Raw genomic sequence first — 19,125 nt, 5'->3', positions numbered from 1 at the left:
TTATTCGTTTTTTGATTGATGTTGCTTTATGCTCTCTTCTACAAATTTTATCCATTGGTAATCCGGTATGGATTTATCAATATAATAATCGGGCTGAATTCCTTTTTCATCAATGGTCATGTCAGGAATTCGCATACTTCTCGACAAACAGTATCCCAGCTCAAACTCATCACAGGGAGAATTTATAAAATACATATTAGATATGTCTAAGACCCCGAGTGTTGTTGTTCCGAACAATTTTACTTTTTTACTTTGCTTAGCCGCTAATAAAAATTGTTCTGTTGTACTTCCGTTACCGTTATTTATTATAATTCCCACATTTTCAGGGTAAGGATAAACGGTGTCAAATTCTTTTATACTGACTACCTTATTATCGTCATTTAAATTGACAAAGTGACCTCTCGACTTCTCTAATTCATCGTATGCGCTTTTTGCCCATTTTTTATCTTCTTCATCAAAACCATACTTAGGATCATTGATAAAATCAAGCATTCTTTTGTTGTTCAGTTCTGTTGAATAGAATTCAACTCCTACTGTGCGAATCGGGTTGGTATACAACAAAGGTAAAATTTCAGCAAAACTTCCGTCGCTTCCTCCTCCATTGTTTCTCACATCGATGATGAGGTTTTCTGTTTCCTGTATTTTGTCTTTGTTTTTAAGGATTACACTGTCAATTGCTTTTTTGTATGATGCACTAAAGGAAGGTATTCTTAAAAATAGTGTATGATCGTCTAAGGCCTCAAGGTAAGGTTCTTTTGCCTGTAACGCCCTAAAATGTTCCTTGATCTCATGATCTTCTTCAAAAAGAGGTTTTTCTCTTTTTAATAAAAATCTATTTCCGAGTTGCAGGTGATTTTTCCCTATCAGTTTCACTTCTGAAAAAGGCATCTCGGACTTATCTCTCATATAAAACACGCCTTCTTTTTCTGAAAATCTCAGTTTTATTTCACCTCTTTTCCAGGTTTCTGCTGTCGTTGTAATAATAAATCCTATATAAGAATCTCCTTTTTTTTGTATCCCTATAGTGTAAGGGTCTGTGAACCATATCCCTTCGTAATCGGCTTCTTTTTTAGATTGTATCTTATTTTCAAATGCTAGTATTTTCTTCTCAGCTATCGTTTCCCAATTTTCACTTACTGATTTTGTTTGAGGCTCATTATCAGAATCACCTGCCATACTCCTTTTAGGTTTTATGGCTATATGCCCCGAACGGAAAAATGTCATCCATTCGTATAACAATTTCGTACATTCGACTTTGGTGGTTGCTTTCTTAATTTTCAAAAGCATTTGTTCACAATGCTTTTCATAGGCTTCTTTTCCTTTTCTGTCAACGGCATACTGGAAACCGGCATCATTTTTTTCAAAAGTATTTTTGACCCATTCATAATTTGATTCGCAATTACAATCTTGCGCCTGAACGGTTATTGCAAGTAATAAAACTATTGTGGTTAAAAATTTTGGTTTACGTAAAAAATTCATTCTGCTTATTTTTCTAAATTTAACACTTCAATCTCTTTATAATCCTGATAACCTGAAGTGATCACTTTATCTCCCGGCTTAAGTCCTTCCAATACTTCGTAATATAAAGGATTTTCTTTGCCTAATTTAATTGTTCTTCGTTCTGCCTTATTTTCTCCGGTTACTACAAATATCCATTTTCCTGAAGTTTCATTATAAAAACTACCTTTAGGCAAAACAGTTGTTTTTGTTTTTCCGGATAATACCAACCGAACTCCGAAGCTCAATCCTTGTCTCAGATCTAAGTTTTCTTGCTCCGGCAACTGTAATTCTACTTTGAATCGACCGTTTACAATTTCAGGAATAACCTTATCTACTATAACCTGAATTTTCTTACCGTTAAAATCTATACTCCCTTGCTGATCCTTTTTTATTTTACTGAGGTAAAACTCATCTACATCCGCTACTAATTTATACCCTTTCATCACATCAATTTTTCCTAAAACCTGCCCTTGAGTGTAACTCTGTCCTAAAACCGGCTCAAAAGAGGACAATCTTCCTGATAGCGGGCTAAGACTAAAAAATTCTTTTTATTATCCCGTAAAACGGCTAAGCTCTTTTCCATGGTAGTGATAGACTGGTTCAATTGTCCTATCTGAATAGTATTGGCTTGCTTTTCTTTGGCAACACTCTGTTTAATGATATTCATACGCTCTTTCTGAAAACGAAAGTTTTCCTGTGTCTTCTCCCAATCGTTCTTGGCAAGAATTTCCTGTTCGTATAACTTTTTATCTAAATCATATTGATTTTTAGCATCCTGATAATCATGTTCTATACCGATCAGGTCTTTAGACAAACTTAATTCCTGATTTCTCAGATCAAGCTTAGCTTTATTGAGGTTATTGATCTGCTCAATAATGGCCGTTTCCTGCTGCATGTAGTTCAATTCAGTATTCGGGTTATACAAGCGAGCCAAAGGCTGCCCTTTTTGAACAAAATCTCCGTTTTCTACAAAAATTTCCTGAACTGAACCTCCTTCTACAATATTTACTAAAATAGAATTCAAGGGTTCCGTCAAAGCCTGAAATACCATAAAATCTTCAAAATAATCATCTTGAACGGTTTTAATGGAAATCTCCCCTTTTTTTACGGTATAGCTTTTCTTTTTAGTAAAAGAGGCATACACTATGAATGTCAGGATTAAAATAATAATTCCTGCTATGGCTAGTTGCTTTTTTTTGTTATTTTTACGACTGATGATAGTGTCCATATATTGTTTTTAACTGAATATAAAGGAATTTTGTGCCAGAAACTTATATTTAACAAAAACACTGAAAACCAATATTTTACAAAGTAATTGTTTTACCCTACTGTTCATAAATGAACACTAAATGTCCGAAACCGTACAGCAGATGAAAAAGATACAAGCCAACATAGTAGTAATTGACGATCAAGAAGATATTCTTTTTGCAGCAAAAATGCTGTTGAAGAAACATTTTGAAACTATCATTACGCTTAACAATCCTAAAGACAGTATCAAAGTATTATCTGAAAACAAGATCGATGTTGTATTGTTAGACATGAATTATCGCATTGGTTACGAAGACGGAAAAGAAGGTATTTATTTTTTAAAAGAGATTTTACTCTTATCCCCTGCAACTAAAGTGGTTTTGATGACCGCTTTCGGTCATGTGGAAACCGCTGTAGAAGCCTTAAAGTTAGGTGCTTTTGATTACATCCTAAAACCCTGGGACAATTCAAAACTAGTTGAAGTTGTTAAAAAAGGAGTTACGCAAAGCAGAAAAGAAGTTAAAAGTACGGTATCCCAATCTGTAAATAATTTTTTCATTGGACAATCCAATGCCATTGTAAAAGCATACGATCTGGCGCAAAAAGTTGCCAAAACCGATGCTAACATCTTAATCTTAGGTGAAAACGGAACCGGAAAATATGTTTTGGCTCATTACATTCACCAACAATCTAACCGCAAAGATCAGGCTTTTATACATGTGGATCTTGGGTCTTTAAATGAAAACATTTTTGAGAGCGAATTGTTCGGCTATGCCAAAGGCGCCTTTACCGATGCCAAGAATGATACTGCCGGGCGATTTGAATTGGCCGAAAACGGCACGATCTTTTTGGATGAAATAGGGAATGTTCCTTTAACGTTACAGGCTAAACTATTGCAGGCAATACAAACTAAAACCATTACCCGCTTAGGAGAAGCCAAACCACGAAAACTAAACGTCCGGATTATTGCGGCTACTAACCTGGATTTAAAGACAGAAGTACAGCACAAGAATTTCAGGGAAGATCTTTTTTACCGGCTAAATACAATGCAGATCACATTACCTTCATTACGGGAACGAAGTGATGATCTAGTTGACCTTGCTAATTTCTTACTGGAAAAACTAAGCGCTAAATACGATAAGTACAACCTTCTATTTGATGAAAAAGCATTGGCACAAATTAAAAAGCATGCCTGGTTCGGAAACATCCGTGAAATGGAAAATCGAATTGAACGTGCTGTGATTCTTTGTGAAAATGAAAGTATTACAGTTGCTGATCTGGACTTAGAATCGATAGAGGTTTTTGAGACTGAAAAAGATGAGATCCAACTTTCCGATATTGAAAAGATCAGTATTGAAAAAGTATTGCAAAAACATCAGTTTAACATCAGTAAGTCGGCAGAAGAGCTTGGCTTGTCGAGAGCCGCTTTATACCGAAGAATGGAAAAATACCAGATTAAAAATGATTAAACGATTTGACATTTTCATTCGTTTGCTTTTGGTCTTGCTTTGTTTAGCAGGCAGTTTCTTTTTGTTTCAAAAAGAATACCATTACACTGCATTACTGTTCCTTATTATTGCTCTCGGGTTATTTTTAGAATTATTATCTTTTATCAGTTCTATCTTTGAATTTTATGACAAAACCATTTTGTCTATTCTGAACAAAGATTTTTCAGCCGATTTTAAAAGTAAAAAATACCAGGGATTCTATACTAATTTATTTGTCCTGTACGAACAATTAAAGTCTTCTCAAAAAGAGCAAATCACAAAAGACACCATTTATCATTCTATTTTTAACACCATTGAAACCGGAGTACTCATCTTAGAAAAAAAAGAATCCGATTGGCAGGTCACTTTAATGAATGATTATTTTTCTCATCATTTTAAAGCTCCTAAAGTTTCTAAATGGAGTTACCTCAACCAATATCTTCCGGCATTGTGTGAAATTATTGAAGAGCATCATTTTTCTGATTTTAAGACTCCCTTGCAAATACGTGTGGACAAACAGGATTACCAGACATTCATTTTACAAACAGCTCAAAGCAAGATCTATAACAAAGAGTATTATATTGTTTTGCTGGATTCTATTCAAAAGGTAATTGAGAAGAAAGAAAAAGAAGCCTGGATCAACCTGATGAAGGTGATTTCACACGAGTTAATGAACTCACTGACTCCTATTCATGCTTTAGCACAAAACTTACAGGAAACAACCTTGCAAGACACCCTTTCCCAAGAAGATATCAGTGACATTAAAGAAAGTGTTGGCACAATCAGCAACAGGACTCGTCATTTGCAACAGTTTGTTGAAAATTATCGCAAACTGGCGGCTTTACCTTCGCCTAAAAAGGAAAAGATTGCGCTACAAGAATTATTGAAGAACAGTCTTCAAATTATGCAGCCGCTACTTAAAAAAGAGCAAATCGCCGTCTCTAACGAAATTGGCTTTGATCGCTGGATTTCGGTTGACAGACAACAACTGGAACAGGTTTTGATCAATTTACTAACGAACAGCATTTATGCCCTTGCTGATAAAACAAACAAACAAATTACACTCTCGGGTGAAGTAAAAGAGAAAAGACTGTTCATTTACATTACCGATACCGGAAAAGGAATTGAAAAGGAAATTGAAGACAAAATCTTTTTACCGTTTTTTACCACTCGTAAAGAAGGAGCCGGAATTGGTTTAACACTTTCAAAAAATATCATTGAAGCTCACGGTGGTTACCTTACGTTTGAAAGCAATGAAAATGAGACTAAATTTACAATCTGTCTTTTGGAATAAACTGTTTTCTACTTATTGAAACTACCCAAAAGAAGAAATTCATGATCCGTATTATGTGATTTTCTCATGACGTTCGAAATGACCATTTGCACCTCTTTCGTTCAACATATTTTTTGTAGTCATTTGTTTTCTTCGAAAATCAGGAACTCATTACAGATCCGGTTCCCAAAAATGTTTGTCAAAATCTACAATTTTATTGTTCACTACTTTTATTCCTTCAGACTCTAATAGTTGCTGCATCAGATTAGTTCCTTCAAAATGATGTTTGCCGGTAAGCATTCCGTTCCGGTTTACTACTCTATGAGCCGGAACATCGTCCATACCATGAGAAGCATTCATTGCATAGCCTACCATTCTGGAAGATTGTGGCGAACCGATAGTTCTGGCAATTGCGCCATAAGAAGTTACTTTCCCGTAAGGAATCTGACGAACAATCTCGTAAACCTTTTCAAAAAAGCTTAATTCTTTTGGCTTTGCCATTTTTAAGAAAGTATTTTAATAAGAGAGGTTATAGCGACTATCCCTGTGACAATAGCTATAAAAAAATTAATATTCTTTGAAAGTAACGTTACCTTATGTTCTATTTTTTTAAAGAATACGGCATAGATATAGAAAATCGCAAAAGTTCCGATACTGGCTGCTAAAGAAAAGCTGATGATCTCAAGAATAGAGAAATGGAACAAATCTTTTGAAGCCAACATTAATCCCATTACAGCATAATACGGAACAGCAAACATGTTTAAGGATGACAACGTTACCCCGAATAAAAAGCGGTTGCGTTTGTCCTTTACTTCCACATTAATATTTTCTTTCTTTTTTGCTTTAATGCCATTATAAATGAAAAAGAACGTCAGTAAAATAAAAATAACCGTTCCAAATTTTTTCAACATTTCCGTCACATGTGGGTTGGTATCCAGAAATTTAGCAAAATAGGTTCCGACAAAGCTTTGAAAAAAAACAATTACTACTGAGCCTAAGGCAAATAGCAGCGCTTGTTTTTTGCTTTCCTCCACGCTCAAACGGGCAATGGTCATGTTCAACATTCCGGGGGCAACAATTCCTATTGCTGCAATTACAAATCCTGCTAAAAAAGCTATTACCAACTCCATCTATTTCAGTTTAAATTTAATATAGGTTATCGGTTTATTCTGTTCCAAATACTGACTTTCATAAAAAGTTTGAATTCCGGTTACTTCAGCCGGAGCGCCTTCGTTCCTGTAAATATTATGATTTGCATACAAAACCTCATGTCCTTCACCGTGTAATAATCCCAAAGTATATCCATGCATGAATTCGCTATCGGTTTTCAGATGCATGATTCCATCCGGTTTCAATATTCTTTTATAGCGTTGCAAGAACTCTGTATTGGTCATCCGATGCTTAGTTCGCTTGTATTTAATTTGCGGATCCGGAAAAGTGATCCATATTTCATCTACTTCATTCTCAGCAAAACAATGGTCAATCAGTTCAATTTGAGTACGAAGAAAGCCTACATTATGAATGCTATCTTCTACGGCCGTTTTTGCACCACGCCAAAAACGTGCTCCCTTTATATCGACGCCGATAAAATTTTTATCCGGAAACAATTGGGCTAAACCAACAGAATATTCTCCTTTTCCACAACCCAATTCTAAAACAATCGGATTATCATTCTTGAAAAAGTCGGTTCTCCATTTCCCTTTATAAGGTAAATTTCCTGAAACCACCTCATCCCGAGTCGGTTGTACTACATTGTCAAATGTTTCGTTTTCTCTAAAGCGTTTTAGTTTGTTTTTACTCCCCACAAGAAAAAATTTAATTTTTTGGTAAAATTAAGGAAATATGAGAAACCACAAATTATTTTTACTTTACAACTTGAAAAAGAATACCTTTACCTGTAGTTCAGATTCATTATGAATATAGCAGCTACACAAAACTAAGTTGATTCTATTGGAAACAAAAAAGAAAATTTTAGTTGCTCCTTTAAACTGGGGATTAGGTCATGCTACCCGTTGTATACCTATCATTAAAGCACTGCAAAGTAACGGATTTGAACCGATAATCGCATCTGACGGTGTAGCCTTGTCTTTACTACAAAAAGAATTTCCTGAATTATTACATTTAGAGCTTCCTTCTTACAATATTCGCTATGCGGAAAAAGGGAAAAATTTTAAATGGAAAATGTTAGCTCAGGTTCCGCAAATTGTTTCTGCCATCCAGAACGAAAGAGACACAGTAGCCAAGTGGGTTGAAGAATATGGAATAAACGGCATTATTTCAGATAACAGATTAGGAGTACATCACAAAAGGATCCCCTCTGTTTTTATAACCCATCAATTAACCGTTTTAACCGGATCAACTTCCTGGATTACGACCAAATTACATCATTTTTATATCAAAAAATTTAATGAATGCTGGATCCCTGATGTTGCCGGAACACCAAACTTAACGGGAAAACTGGGACATTTAAGCAATACTTCTTTAAAACATTTACGTTATATAGGTCCGCTTAGTCGTTTACACAAACGAGTTGTGGAACCAAAGTATGATGTTATGGTTATTCTTTCAGGACCTGAACCACAAAGAACCTTTCTGGAAGAAAAGCTACAACTTGAATTCAAAGATTATAATAAACCGGTACTCTTTATTAAAGGTCGCATTGAAAAGGAACAATCTATTCATATAGAAAAGAACATTACGTACTATAATTTCATGAATAGTGAGCAACTGGAACTTGCTTTTAATCAAAGTGACAAAATCGTATGTCGTTCAGGTTATACTACAGTAATGGATTTAGCTCAACTGGGTAAAAAAGCTTTTTTCATCCCGACTCCCGGACAATACGAACAAGAGTATTTGGCAAAGAAATATAAAGCTGAAGGGATTGCTCCAAGTTGTAAACAAGAAAAATTCACCGTAGATAAAATAGAAAAAATCCCCTTATACAGAGGATTACAAAATTTTTCAACGACTATTAGTTGGACTGAATTATTTCGCCTTTTCTAAGGTAAATGAAAATTCTGAGCCAACACCAAATTCACTTTCTACATAGATCTTTTCATTATGTCCTTCTATGATGTGCTTTACGATGGCCAGACCTAAACCGGAACCTCCTTCGCTTCTTGCCCCGCTTTTATCAACACGATAGAAGCGCTCAAACAATCTGGAAATATGGTGTTTTTCAATTCCTTCCCCATTATCTGTAATTCGGATAATTGCTTTATTACTCACAAGATCTTCAATACTCACCTCTGTCGTTCCTCCTTCTTTCCCGTATTTTATAGAATTTACCACTAAGTTAGTGATGACTTGTTGGATTTTTTCCTGATCAGCAATAACTTTAATCGGATGTTTATAATGAGTATCAAAGGTAAGCGTGATGTGTTTTTTAGCAGCGCGCATTTCAAGCAAATCAAAAACATTCTGAATCACTTCAATGATATTGAATTCAGAAAGATTTAAGTTCAAATCTCCTGTTTCTAATTTAGTGATCATATCTAAATCTTTCACAATATAGATCAACCTTTCAACTCCTTTTTCCGCTCGCTGTAAATATTTCTTGCGAATGTTCTTGTCATCCATAGCCCCGTCAAGTAAGGTCAGTAAATATCCCTGTACGGTAAACAAAGGCGTTTTTAGTTCATGAGAAACGTTGCCCAGAAATTCCCTTCGGTATTCTTCTCTGATCTTTAAGGTTTCAATCTCCAGTTTTTTATCACGTGCAAATTTCTGAACTTCTTTTGTCAATGTAGCCATATCTGTTGTTACTGGCTGATTGCGAAAAGAGACATTCTCTAATAATGATACATCATCATATATTTTTTTCACTCTTCTGTAAATAAAGTGCTCCACTCTGAATTGCAGTACAAAAAAGGAAAAAATAAAAAGCATTATAGCATATAATACAATATACCATAAACTCACTTTTAAAAAGTAGTAATTAAAGATGTATAATACACCAAAAGAAAATAAAGTTATGTAAGTTGAGGATTTAAGAGCGAATTTGTATGATTTCTTAAAATTAACTGTCATTAAAATTCAATTTTATAACCTACTCCTTTAATGGTCTTAAAGAAATCGTCTCCTATTTTTTCTCTTAGTTTTCTGATATGAACATCAATAGTTCTACCACCAACAACCACTTCGTTACCCCAGACTTTATCCAGAATCTCTTCGCGGGTAAAAACTTTACCCGGTTTAGTTGCTAATAAATAAAACAATTCAAATTCTTTACGGGCAGAACAATCTCTTCATCCTGACGAATGATCTTATATTCTTCTCTGTTAATTTCTATATCCCCAACTTTAATTATATCACTTGCCTGATCTTCATTTTTAAGCCTTCTTAACAATGCCTTAACTTTACTGATAAGAACTTTAGGCTTAATAGGCTTTGCAATATAGTCATCAGCACCGGCATCAAACCCAGCTACCTGAGAATAATCTTCTGAACGGGCAGTTAAAAAAGTAATGATGGTATTTTGTAATTCAGGGAATTTCCTGATATTTTCACAAGCTTCGATACCATCCATCTCAGGCATCATAACATCCATAATAATCAAATGAGGAAGTTCTTTTCTCGCTAAGACTATAGCTTCTTTACCGTTTGAAGCTGTAACTATTTGATATCCTTCCTGGGTTAAATTATACCCCACAATTTCTAGAATATCCGGTTCGTCATCTACCAGTAAAATCTTGATGTCTTTTTTCTTCATTTCTTGAGAATACATAATGTTACTGCTTGTAAAGGTAAAGATAATATAAAAAGTTTAATTGACTTAACAATTATTTAATCACTTTACATTTTGCTAACACCTTGAACACTATTTTATAACAAGTAGTTAACATTTCGATAATCTAACCGCCTTTCCTTTGCCCCAAAATAATAACACAACAAATGAAATTTAAATTAATATTATTACTGTCATTCTTTTCCCTATTAGGGTTCTCGCAAACCGGAACCGTTTCAGGTACTATTCTGGACAAAGAATATAATGACGAACCATTACCTTTTGCTAATGTGTCTGTTAAAGGAACAAGTAAAGGCGCCTCTACTGACGAAAACGGGAAATACACTATTAACAATTTAGAACCGGGCAACTATACTTTGGTAATCGGTTATGTAGGTTACGAAACTAAAGAAATTCCTTTTACACTAAGTGCAGGTGAGACAAAAGTTATCAACGAAACTTTAGCCGCAAGCGGTGTACAATTAAAAGATATTGTAGTTCAGGCTACTGTAAGCAAAGAAAAAGAGACCGCTCTTTTGATGGAACAACAAAAAGCTATTGAAATGAAACAGGCTATTGGAGCCGAAGAGCTTTCCAGAAAAGGAGTTAGTGATGCCACTGCTGCCGTTACTAAAACCACAGGAGTTTCTAAACAAGAAGGCGTAAAAAATGTTTTCGTAAGAGGTTTAGGTGACCGTTATAACTCTACATCTTTAAATGGCTTACCACTACCTTCTGAAGATCCGCGATATAAGAATATAGCTTTAAGTTTTTTTACAACAGATATTATTAAAAACATTAATGTAAATAAAACTTTCAGTGCCGACTTAAACGGAGATGTTGCCGGAGCAAATATTGACATTGCCTCAAAAGAATTAGAAAAAAGTAAAGTTTTCAGCATTTCTGCTGGAACAGGTTTTAACACTAATGCTCTGAACAACCAACTTTTAGTTGCTGATGGTTATAACTATTTCGGTTTTTTAGAAAATGGTAAAGAAGCTCCTATCAACTCTTTAAACTCAAATGCGTTTGACACTAAATTTAAACCTTTAGAAAAAAATAATGTTATTAATACGAACTTCTCTTTAAGTGGTGGTGGAAAAATTCATTTTTCAGATACTAAGAGCTTATCTTTATTTGCCGTTGTTTTATCAACCAGCGACTTCTCTTATAGATCAGGAAAAACAGGCTCTGTAAATTCAACAGGAGGCTCAATACAGAATTTAGCTTTTAAAAGAACTGACTATTCAGCAACACAAACCGCTTTAGGAAACATTAAATACAAATTCGGTTCTGGAAGAAGTATTGCCATAAACTCTTTATATATCCACGACAACAAGCAATTTGTTGGTGATTTTACTGGTTTTTCCAGAAGCGTAAATGACAATAGTGATGCTACAAATTCTTTTATCAGAAGACAACAGCTAAACAACAATAACTTATTTGTTAATCAAATTTTATTCGACTACGAATTCTCTACTAAGTTCAGCTTAAATATAAGTACTGGTTACAACATGATTAGAGGTTCTGAACCGGATCGTAAAACCAACTCATATGATTTCATTAATGGTCAATATGTTGTAGCGACCAACTCTTCTGTATTAAACCATCGTTATTTTTCAACATTAGATGAAAATGATTATTCTGCAAAGGCTGAAGGAAAATATACTCTTAACCCTGATAGTGAATTGAAACAAGTAATAACTGTTGGCGGAAATATCAGAAAAACAGAAAGAGATTTCAGTGCAATCCAGTTCAACTATAACTTCTTTACAAATACTAATATTGTAGACATTGATAATCCAGATGCTGTTTTTAATCAAGAAAATTTAGATAACGGAGTATATGACCTAAGAACAGGTAGAGGATATGGGAGCAACGCTTTTGTACCGTACACTTATAATGTAACCAGAGATAATTATGCTGGTTATGCTCAGATTTTATACCCTTTCAACGAAAAATTAACAGTACAAGCTGGTGCCCGTTTTGAGTCAATTCAACAAAAAATCAATTGGGATACTAACATTTCAAGTAGTGTAAACGATTTAACTGTTAATCCGGCTGAAATCAATAAAACTTACATACTCCCTAGTTTAAATGCAAAATATTCTTTAAACGAGAAAAATGCTATCCGTTTAGCTGCTAGCCAGACTTACACTATGCCACAATTTAAAGAAAATGCACCATTCTTATACGAAGATGTAACATTTAATGAATTCGGTAATCCTGATCTAGTTCCGTCAACTAACATTAATTTTGATTTAAAATACGACTGGTACATTGCTAATGGTGAACTATTCTCAATAGGAGGTTTTTACAAAAACATTCAAGATCCTATCAACAGAATCAGGGTCGCTTCTGCTGCAAATGAGTTCTCTTTCGTAAATACAGGAACTGCATTTGCTACAGGGGTTGAAGTAGAACTACGCAAAAACATCATTAAATCTGAAAGTGAAGTTAGAAACAACAACTTATCATTCGGCTTGAACGCATCCTATTTATATTCAGAACAAAAATTAGTTGATACTGACAAAGATCGCTTAACCGTTCTGTTTACTAACAGTAAAAGTAAGTTAGAAGGAGCTACTCCTTTGTTGATTAATTCTGACTTAAGTTATAATTTTAAAACAAATGAAAATGACTTAACCTCAACTTTGGTATTCAACTATTTCTATGATAAAGTTTACTCTATCGGAACTTCAGACAACCAAAACATCATTGAAAAAACAGTTCCAACCTTAGACTTTGTCAACAAATTTACATTTAAAGACAAAAAACTCACTATGAATTTAGGTGTTAAAAACATTTTAAACCCTAGGTTCAGATTTACTCAAGAGACTACAGACGGTACAACAACGACGGAATCATTAGTTCAAAGCTACAGAAAAGGACTGTTTGTAACTTTTGGTTTGAACTGGAATTTATAAAAAGAAAACTTAAAAACAAATTATCTATTATCTAACTATTAAATTTTAAATTATGAACACAATCAAAAAAACACTTTGGTTAGCATTAATTACAGCTTCATTAGCTGCTTGTAGCAGTGATGATAATTCTACTCCTACTACAAACTTAGATGGGAAAATCACATCATTAAACGATCCTGATTATGACGCTGCCAGCTTAAAAGGCAATGTTGAAGGAAACATTACTTTAGCAGCTGGAGAATACATCCTAGATGGTGCTTTAATTGTTAAAAGCGGATACACCTTAACAATCAACCCAGGTGCTACTATCAAAGCAAGACCAGGAGGAACAGACGTTTATTTGGCTGTTGAACAAGGTGCTAAAATAGATGCTGAAGGAACATCTGCTCAACCTATCTTGTTCACTTCAAATTCAGGAAATCCAAGATCTGGTGACTGGGGAGGTGTATTATTAATGGGTTATGCTCCAATCAGTGGCGGCGGTACTGCTGTAACAGAAGTTGTCGATTTCATTTATGGTGGTAACAATGCAAATGATAATTCAGGAACTTTAAAATATGTTACAGTTGAATATACTGGTGCTCGTATCAACGGAGATAAAGAATTCAACGGATTTACTTTCTACGGTGTAGGTAATGGTACAATTGTGGATAACATCGCTTCAATGTATGGTGATGACGATGCTATTGAGTTCTTCGGAGGAACAGTTGAAGTAACTAATTTATTAGTAGTAAATGCTAAAGACGATATGATTGACTGGACTCAAGGTTTCCAAGGTTCAATTGATAACGCTTACGCTATCAGAGAATTCGGTTTCAACGACGTTACTTCTGACCCAAGAGGTATTGAAGCTGATGGTAACTTAGATGGTTTATCTCCAAACCAATCGGGTCAGTCAAACCCTACTATCTCTAACTTAACTATTGTTTCTAATTCAGTGGTAGAATTAAGTGACATTGTTAAAATAAGAAGAGGAAGTGGTGTTACAATTACTAACGCTTTATTCTCTTTAGGAAGTAATGCCGTTGCTCCTGGTGATTTTATCGATCTAACTGACGGAGCTGGTTATGCAGCTGACAATTTAGTTTCTATTTCAGGTAATGCTACAGGTTCTAGCTTAGACATTAACGATATTAAATATGATGCTACAGAAACTCCAACAGACATTCCTGCTGTACAAGGAGCTACAATCAATGTAACTGCTGGAACTACAGGTGGTGCTGATACTACAGCTTTTGATTGGACAGGATATTCTTTCTAACATTTTTTATACATAAAAAAGTTAAAAATCCCTCAAAATTGAGGGATTTTTTTTTGGCATGTATTTTGTAAAAATATTTTTTGTAACTTTATACCGTAATTTTATGCCAATGACAAAAAAATACTTTTATCTTATCCTTTTTATACTTTTCTTTTCTTTGGGTTCTCAGGCACAGGAAAACAAAAGCTATACTGACAATGGCACAAAACAAGAACAGCCTGCTATTGACGGGTTATCTATATATCCAAACCCTACTAATACCGGAAAGATTTATATCACTTCTAAATCTTCTGTAGAAAAAAGAATTGAAATTTTTAACGTTTTAGGTAAAAAAGTATTAGATGTTGTTTTGACCTCTAAAGAAGTTAATGTGAGTAGTTTAGCACCGGGCGTTTATATTATAAAAGTAAAAGAAGGCGATGCCTCAGCCACCAGAAAATTGATCATCAATTAGTTTAACAGTCTTTACTATTTATTATTATTAACTATTTTTTTACATTGTGTAGTTGTTAACTACCTTTATTTGTTAATATCTTTGTATCGAATTAAATTCTTATAAAAATGAAAAAACTTTACTTGTTATCTATTTTATTCATTTCAACTTTGTCTTTCGGACAAAATCTAGCTGTAAATGGAGGTTTTGAAAACTGGACAGGAGGAGTTGTTGATAGTTGGACTACTATTGACCCTTACATAACCGTTGAAGAAGAATTAGCTTTCTTTACTGAAGGCTCAAAATCTGCTAAATTCACAGTAACAACCCAAACTCAGGCTGATACTGATTTCCGCCAAACAATAAACGTTGTTGCAGGTACCACTTATGATGTTTCATTTGACGTTTATCAATTAGACAATGAATCAAGAGCAAGATTATATGTAGATGGCTATTTAAACTATAGTGATGACACTCTATTAAACCAATGGCAAACTGTAACTAATACTTATACTGCTGCAACTACAGGAACAATTGAAATAGGATTACGTTTTTATGACACATCAGCTAACTGGACTGGTGCTGGATCAATTATGTACATTGATAACTTCCAATTTGTAGCTCAATCAACTCCTAGTATCGCAATTACTAATCCAGTTGACGGTTCATCTACCATCAATACTGACGTTAATATTGACCTTAGTATTCAAAATTTTAATGTTGCTACTGCCGGGAATGGTGATGGACATATCAGTTACACTGTTGACGGAGGTGCAGCAATAATGAAATATGATGTTACTCCTATTGCCTTAACAGGTCTATCTGTTGGGTCACATACAGTTTATGCAGAATTAGTTGATGACTCAGATGTTGCAATTATTCCTGCCGCTAACGCTACAGTCACTTTTGACGTAGTTGCTTTAAATGTTGTTACTGATTTGGCAGCGATGAGAGCTGATGTCATTGCAAATGGAGCAGGAAGCTATTACCAAATTTCTTCTAATCCGGTTATCTCTTATTCAAGAAGCAGCAGAAATCAAAAATACGTTCAAGATGCCTCTGCAGGAGTTTTAATTGACGACAATGATGGTATTATGCCTTACAATGACGGAACAGGTTCCGGACCGGTTCAGGGTGATGCTTTATCCGGATTACAAGGATATACTGTTGACTATAACGGAGTTCTTGAATTTATCCCTATAGCAACAGCAACAGTTGCTTCTTCAGGAAACAGTATTACACCACAGGTTGTTACTGCATCTGACATTACAAGCAACATAGAGGCTTACGAAAGTGAATTAGTTCAGATCAACTCTGCTACTTTTGCAGATGGCGACGGTACTGCTACTTTTGCTTCAGGTGCTAACTATATCGCTAATGACGGTACAGATATTACTTTCAGAACAATGTTCTCTGAGGCTAATTACATCGGAACTGTTATACCTACTACTCCGCAAACACTTGTTGTTTTAGTAGCAGAATATAACGGAACAGCTCAGGTTGTTGCAAGAAACTTGGCTGATATGCCACTTGAAACTAGGTCTTTCGATGCTGTTGATGGTCTAACAATGTATCCTAATCCTGTTTCAGGAGCTACTCTATACATCAATACTACTGCTAATACTTCAAAACAAGTACAAGTATACGATGTTTTAGGAAAGCAAGTTATCAACGCTACAGTCTCAAACAACACTTTAAACGTTGCTAACTTAAATTCAGGTATTTACATTGTAAAGATCACTGAAGAAGGAAAAACAGCTACCAGAAAATTGATCGTAAGATAATTTTTTAAATATCACAAAATAAGGAAAAGCCGTTAACAATGTTAACGGCTTTTTTTATTACCTTTATGTAAGCAAATTCGTTCTTATGAAAACAACACATCATCTCACAATCGTTTTTATGTTATCATTAGTAGTGGTAACAAATGCCCAAAACGTACAATCAGATGCATTAGCAACCAGTGGCGGTCTGAATGCAGGAACAACAACCTCAATTGGAGGAAATACTTTTTATGGATATAACAGCGGAAATAACAATCAAGTATACGGTAATGGCTTTAACAATACTTTCGTTGGTCATAGTTCCACCGTTACAACTGGAGGTCATTCAAACACTTGTATTGGAAATAATACTTCAGGACTTGCAGGTAACTACAATATATTTTTAGGAGCTTCTTCAGGAACACAAAATAGTGGTGACTCTAATATCTTTATTGGCTCTTCATCAGGAGGATATTTTGAAGGAAATGAAAACATTTTTATTGGAAGAAACACAGGATTTGAAGGAAGTGGCTCAAAAAATATATATATAGGAAACTACTTAGGAGAAGAATCAACAGAGCAAAACACTTTAAGAATCGACAACTTTAACCAAACCACATCATTAATCTGGGGTGATTTTGCTGAGGAGCAATTAAAATTCAATGGTAAAGTCGGTATCGGATATGGCTTTGGCAATTACCCGACAACTACCGGCACCGCAGATGTTTCCTCCTATAACCTTTTTGTGAACGGAGGTATCCTCACAGAAGAAGTCCGGGTCACATTACAAAGTACTTGGGCTGATTATGTCTTTAAAGAAGGTTATAAATTACCCTCTTTAGAAGAAGTGGAAAAGCACATTCAAGAAAAAGGTCATTTAATAAATGTTCCCAGTGCCGAAGAGATAGAAACAAACGGTATTGAATTAGGCGAAATGACTAAAATTCAACAAGAAAAAATTGAAGAACTTACTTTGTATCTTATCAAACAAAAAAAAGTTAACGAAGAGCAAGAAAAGGAAATTAAAGAATTAAAGAACCTCGTTCAGTCCTTATTACAGAAAGTGCAAGATTCCAACGAATAAAGCCTAAGAATATGAAAAATATCGCACTTATATTCCTTATGCTTTTTCTAACAAAAGTGAACAGCCAGGTTACACTGGAAACCTTTTATGAAACGAGCGATTCTCAGATAAACATCTTTATCGTTTCTCAGGGCTATGATAATGCTCACATGAGTGAATTCAACTCTTTTGTTAACGGTTTACTGAATAAACTTTGGTCTACAGTTCCTTTTAATGAATTTCAAAGCAATTTCAGAATAATATTGGTCAGAGACATAGCTACCACAAATGGTTTCCCAAGAGCCTTTAATCAATTTGACCCTCCTACATTATGTAGCGGTGGTAGTGTTAGCGGTGCAGAAGATTATGATACATTTAAAACCAGAATGGATAATCTGATTACTAACTACATTCCCGACTATGATGATAAATCATACCTCATAGCTGTTTTTAATAATGATTATTATACCGGTGGTGGTGGAGAATATGTTTTTGCAACAGAAAACTGCTACGGTTCTTATATGTATAATGTGATCATACACGAGTTCGGACATTCCTTCGGACTTTTAGGTGATGAATATGGTCCGACTACAGCTAGTGTAGACCCAAATGATTTTCCTCTTTTTCACAACAGGAATATTACCAATCTCTCTACACCTGAGGACATTCCCTGGAAATACCTCATCGCTCCGTCAACACCGATCCCGACATGTTCGTATGGCTCAAGCTGTTTCTATACAGTAACCGGCTTATATGAAAGCGCAAATTATACTAACATAGGTTGGTACAGACCCAAAAATAATTGTAAGATGAGAACTGTAACCCAATCCTTTTGTCCTACATGCCGGGATTTATTAAGAGAAACGATCATTAAACATTTATGCCCGACCAACTCAACTATTTCGGAAGATTTTATAAGCAGACACCAATATTTGATGCATTGGAGAAAAGCCAGTGAAAGCTTATCTTCAACCTCCACGATCGGAAATAAAATCAGCGTCACTTTTTTATCTCAGAATGAAATCTTGTTAACGCCCGGTTTTGAAGCTGTTAATGGAAGTGATTTCGCCGCTAAAGTTGGAGATTGTAGCTCTATTGACCTTCAAAACGAATATAAGATCCAACATAAAAAATTCCGCACGATCGAACAAGCTCCTGAAAATACTATTTCAGATTTACAAACGGAAATATATCCTAATCCATTTTCGGGCAATACATTATTCTTTAAAACAACCACTAATAGCTCCAAACAAATCCTAATATATGACATGTTAGGTAAACCAATCATTAACACCACTACGGAAAACAATTTCATAAATGTGACTAATCTGGCTTCCGGAGTTTATCTTGTAAAGATCATTGAAGCAGAAAAAACGGCTACCAAAAAATTAATAGTGGAATAATTTCCTTTTAAAAATACAGTATAAAAAAACGCCAACTA

The 19,125-nt window shown here is 34.7% G+C and carries 16 protein-coding genes and 1 pseudogene; 9 read left to right on the top strand and 8 right to left on the bottom strand.

Annotated elements, in window-relative coordinates; translation table 11 throughout:
- The 3 genes from DI487_RS08260 to DI487_RS16610 are packed head-to-tail and all read right to left on the bottom strand — an operon-like array spanning position 1 to position 2,728.
- Positions 1-1,479, bottom strand: a complete 1,479-nt coding sequence (locus tag DI487_RS08260; protein WP_109569219.1) for a S41 family peptidase — start codon at positions 1,477-1,479, stop codon at positions 1-3.
- A gap of 5 nt (positions 1,480-1,484) precedes the next feature.
- Positions 1,485-2,012 carry an efflux RND transporter periplasmic adaptor subunit gene (locus tag DI487_RS16615; protein ID WP_317046199.1) on the bottom strand — a complete coding sequence of 176 codons (528 nt, stop codon included), beginning with the start codon at positions 2,010-2,012 and terminating at the stop codon, positions 1,485-1,487.
- Positions 1,988-2,728 carry an efflux RND transporter periplasmic adaptor subunit gene (locus DI487_RS16610; protein WP_317046198.1) on the bottom strand — a complete coding sequence of 247 codons (741 nt, stop codon included), beginning with the start codon at positions 2,726-2,728 and terminating at the stop codon, positions 1,988-1,990. Before DI487_RS16610 ends, DI487_RS16615 begins: the two co-directional genes overlap by 25 nt.
- A 142-nt stretch (positions 2,729-2,870) precedes the next feature.
- Here DI487_RS16610 and DI487_RS08250 point away from each other — a divergent pair, with 142 nt between their 5' ends.
- Positions 2,871-4,217, top strand: a complete 1,347-nt coding sequence (locus DI487_RS08250) for a sigma-54-dependent transcriptional regulator (protein WP_109570640.1) — start codon at positions 2,871-2,873, stop codon at positions 4,215-4,217.
- A complete protein-coding gene (locus DI487_RS08245; protein WP_109569218.1) occupies positions 4,210-5,529 on the top strand; it encodes a sensor histidine kinase in 1,320 nt (439 codons plus the stop codon). Before DI487_RS08250 ends, DI487_RS08245 begins: the two co-directional genes overlap by 8 nt.
- 150 nt (positions 5,530-5,679) lie before the next feature.
- On the opposite strand, the gene DI487_RS08240 is transcribed toward DI487_RS08245, so the two are convergent.
- Genes DI487_RS08240 through trmB form a run of 3 tightly spaced genes read right to left on the bottom strand, consistent with a single transcriptional unit; the run spans position 5,680 to position 7,313 of the window.
- Positions 5,680-6,009 (bottom strand): MGMT family protein, encoded by a 330-nt coding sequence (locus tag DI487_RS08240; protein WP_109569217.1) that lies wholly within the window; start codon positions 6,007-6,009, stop codon positions 5,680-5,682.
- Between the two features lie 2 nt (positions 6,010-6,011).
- Positions 6,012-6,638 (bottom strand): LysE family transporter, encoded by a 627-nt coding sequence (locus tag DI487_RS08235; RefSeq protein WP_109569216.1) that lies wholly within the window; start codon positions 6,636-6,638, stop codon positions 6,012-6,014.
- A complete protein-coding gene (trmB, locus tag DI487_RS08230) occupies positions 6,639-7,313 on the bottom strand; it encodes a tRNA (guanosine(46)-N7)-methyltransferase TrmB (RefSeq protein WP_109569215.1) in 675 nt (224 codons plus the stop codon).
- 145 nt (positions 7,314-7,458) lie between these two features.
- On the opposite strand from trmB, the gene DI487_RS08225 reads away from it, so the two are divergent.
- Positions 7,459-8,514, top strand: coding sequence for a glycosyltransferase (locus DI487_RS08225; RefSeq protein ID WP_109569214.1), 1,056 nt, complete (start codon positions 7,459-7,461; stop codon positions 8,512-8,514).
- Here DI487_RS08225 and DI487_RS08220 read toward each other — a convergent pair.
- Positions 8,497-9,540: a sensor histidine kinase gene (locus tag DI487_RS08220; RefSeq protein ID WP_109569213.1), complete on the bottom strand. Its 1,044-nt coding sequence runs from the start codon at positions 9,538-9,540 to the stop codon at positions 8,497-8,499. The genes DI487_RS08225 and DI487_RS08220 overlap by 18 nt on opposite strands.
- Positions 9,540-10,222, bottom strand: a pseudogene (locus tag DI487_RS08215) (response regulator transcription factor). The gene DI487_RS08220 and the pseudogene DI487_RS08215 overlap by 1 nt, the downstream one beginning before the upstream one ends.
- 182 nt (positions 10,223-10,404) lie before the next feature.
- Between DI487_RS08215 and DI487_RS08210 the strand changes: the two are divergent.
- The 6 genes from DI487_RS08210 (at position 10,405) to DI487_RS08185 (ending at position 19,087) form a co-directional block, all read left to right on the top strand.
- The gene (locus DI487_RS08210) at positions 10,405-13,164 is read left to right on the top strand and encodes a TonB-dependent receptor (RefSeq protein ID WP_109569212.1); all 2,760 of its coding nucleotides are present in this window, start codon (positions 10,405-10,407) and stop codon (positions 13,162-13,164) included.
- Between the two features lie 52 nt (positions 13,165-13,216).
- Entirely contained in the window at positions 13,217-14,425 is a 1,209-nt protein-coding gene (locus tag DI487_RS08205) for a hypothetical protein (RefSeq protein ID WP_245896315.1), read from the top strand.
- 109 nt (positions 14,426-14,534) lie between these two features.
- Entirely contained in the window at positions 14,535-14,879 is a 345-nt protein-coding gene (locus tag DI487_RS08200; protein ID WP_109570638.1) for a T9SS type A sorting domain-containing protein, read from the top strand.
- A gap of 107 nt (positions 14,880-14,986) precedes the next feature.
- Positions 14,987-16,642, top strand: a complete 1,656-nt coding sequence (locus DI487_RS08195; RefSeq protein ID WP_109569211.1) for a T9SS type A sorting domain-containing protein — start codon at positions 14,987-14,989, stop codon at positions 16,640-16,642.
- A gap of 85 nt (positions 16,643-16,727) precedes the next feature.
- Positions 16,728-17,705, top strand: coding sequence for a hypothetical protein (locus tag DI487_RS08190; RefSeq protein WP_109569210.1), 978 nt, complete (start codon positions 16,728-16,730; stop codon positions 17,703-17,705).
- An 11-nt stretch (positions 17,706-17,716) separates the two neighbouring features.
- Positions 17,717-19,087, top strand: a complete 1,371-nt coding sequence (locus DI487_RS08185) for a M64 family metallopeptidase (protein WP_109569209.1) — start codon at positions 17,717-17,719, stop codon at positions 19,085-19,087.
- Positions 19,088-19,125: the final 38 nt, after the last annotated feature.

The organism is Flavobacterium sediminis (assembly GCF_003148385.1).
In the GTDB taxonomy this organism is placed as follows: domain Bacteria; phylum Bacteroidota; class Bacteroidia; order Flavobacteriales; family Flavobacteriaceae; genus Flavobacterium; species Flavobacterium sediminis.
This window is presented reverse-complemented; position numbering and strand designations above follow the sequence as displayed.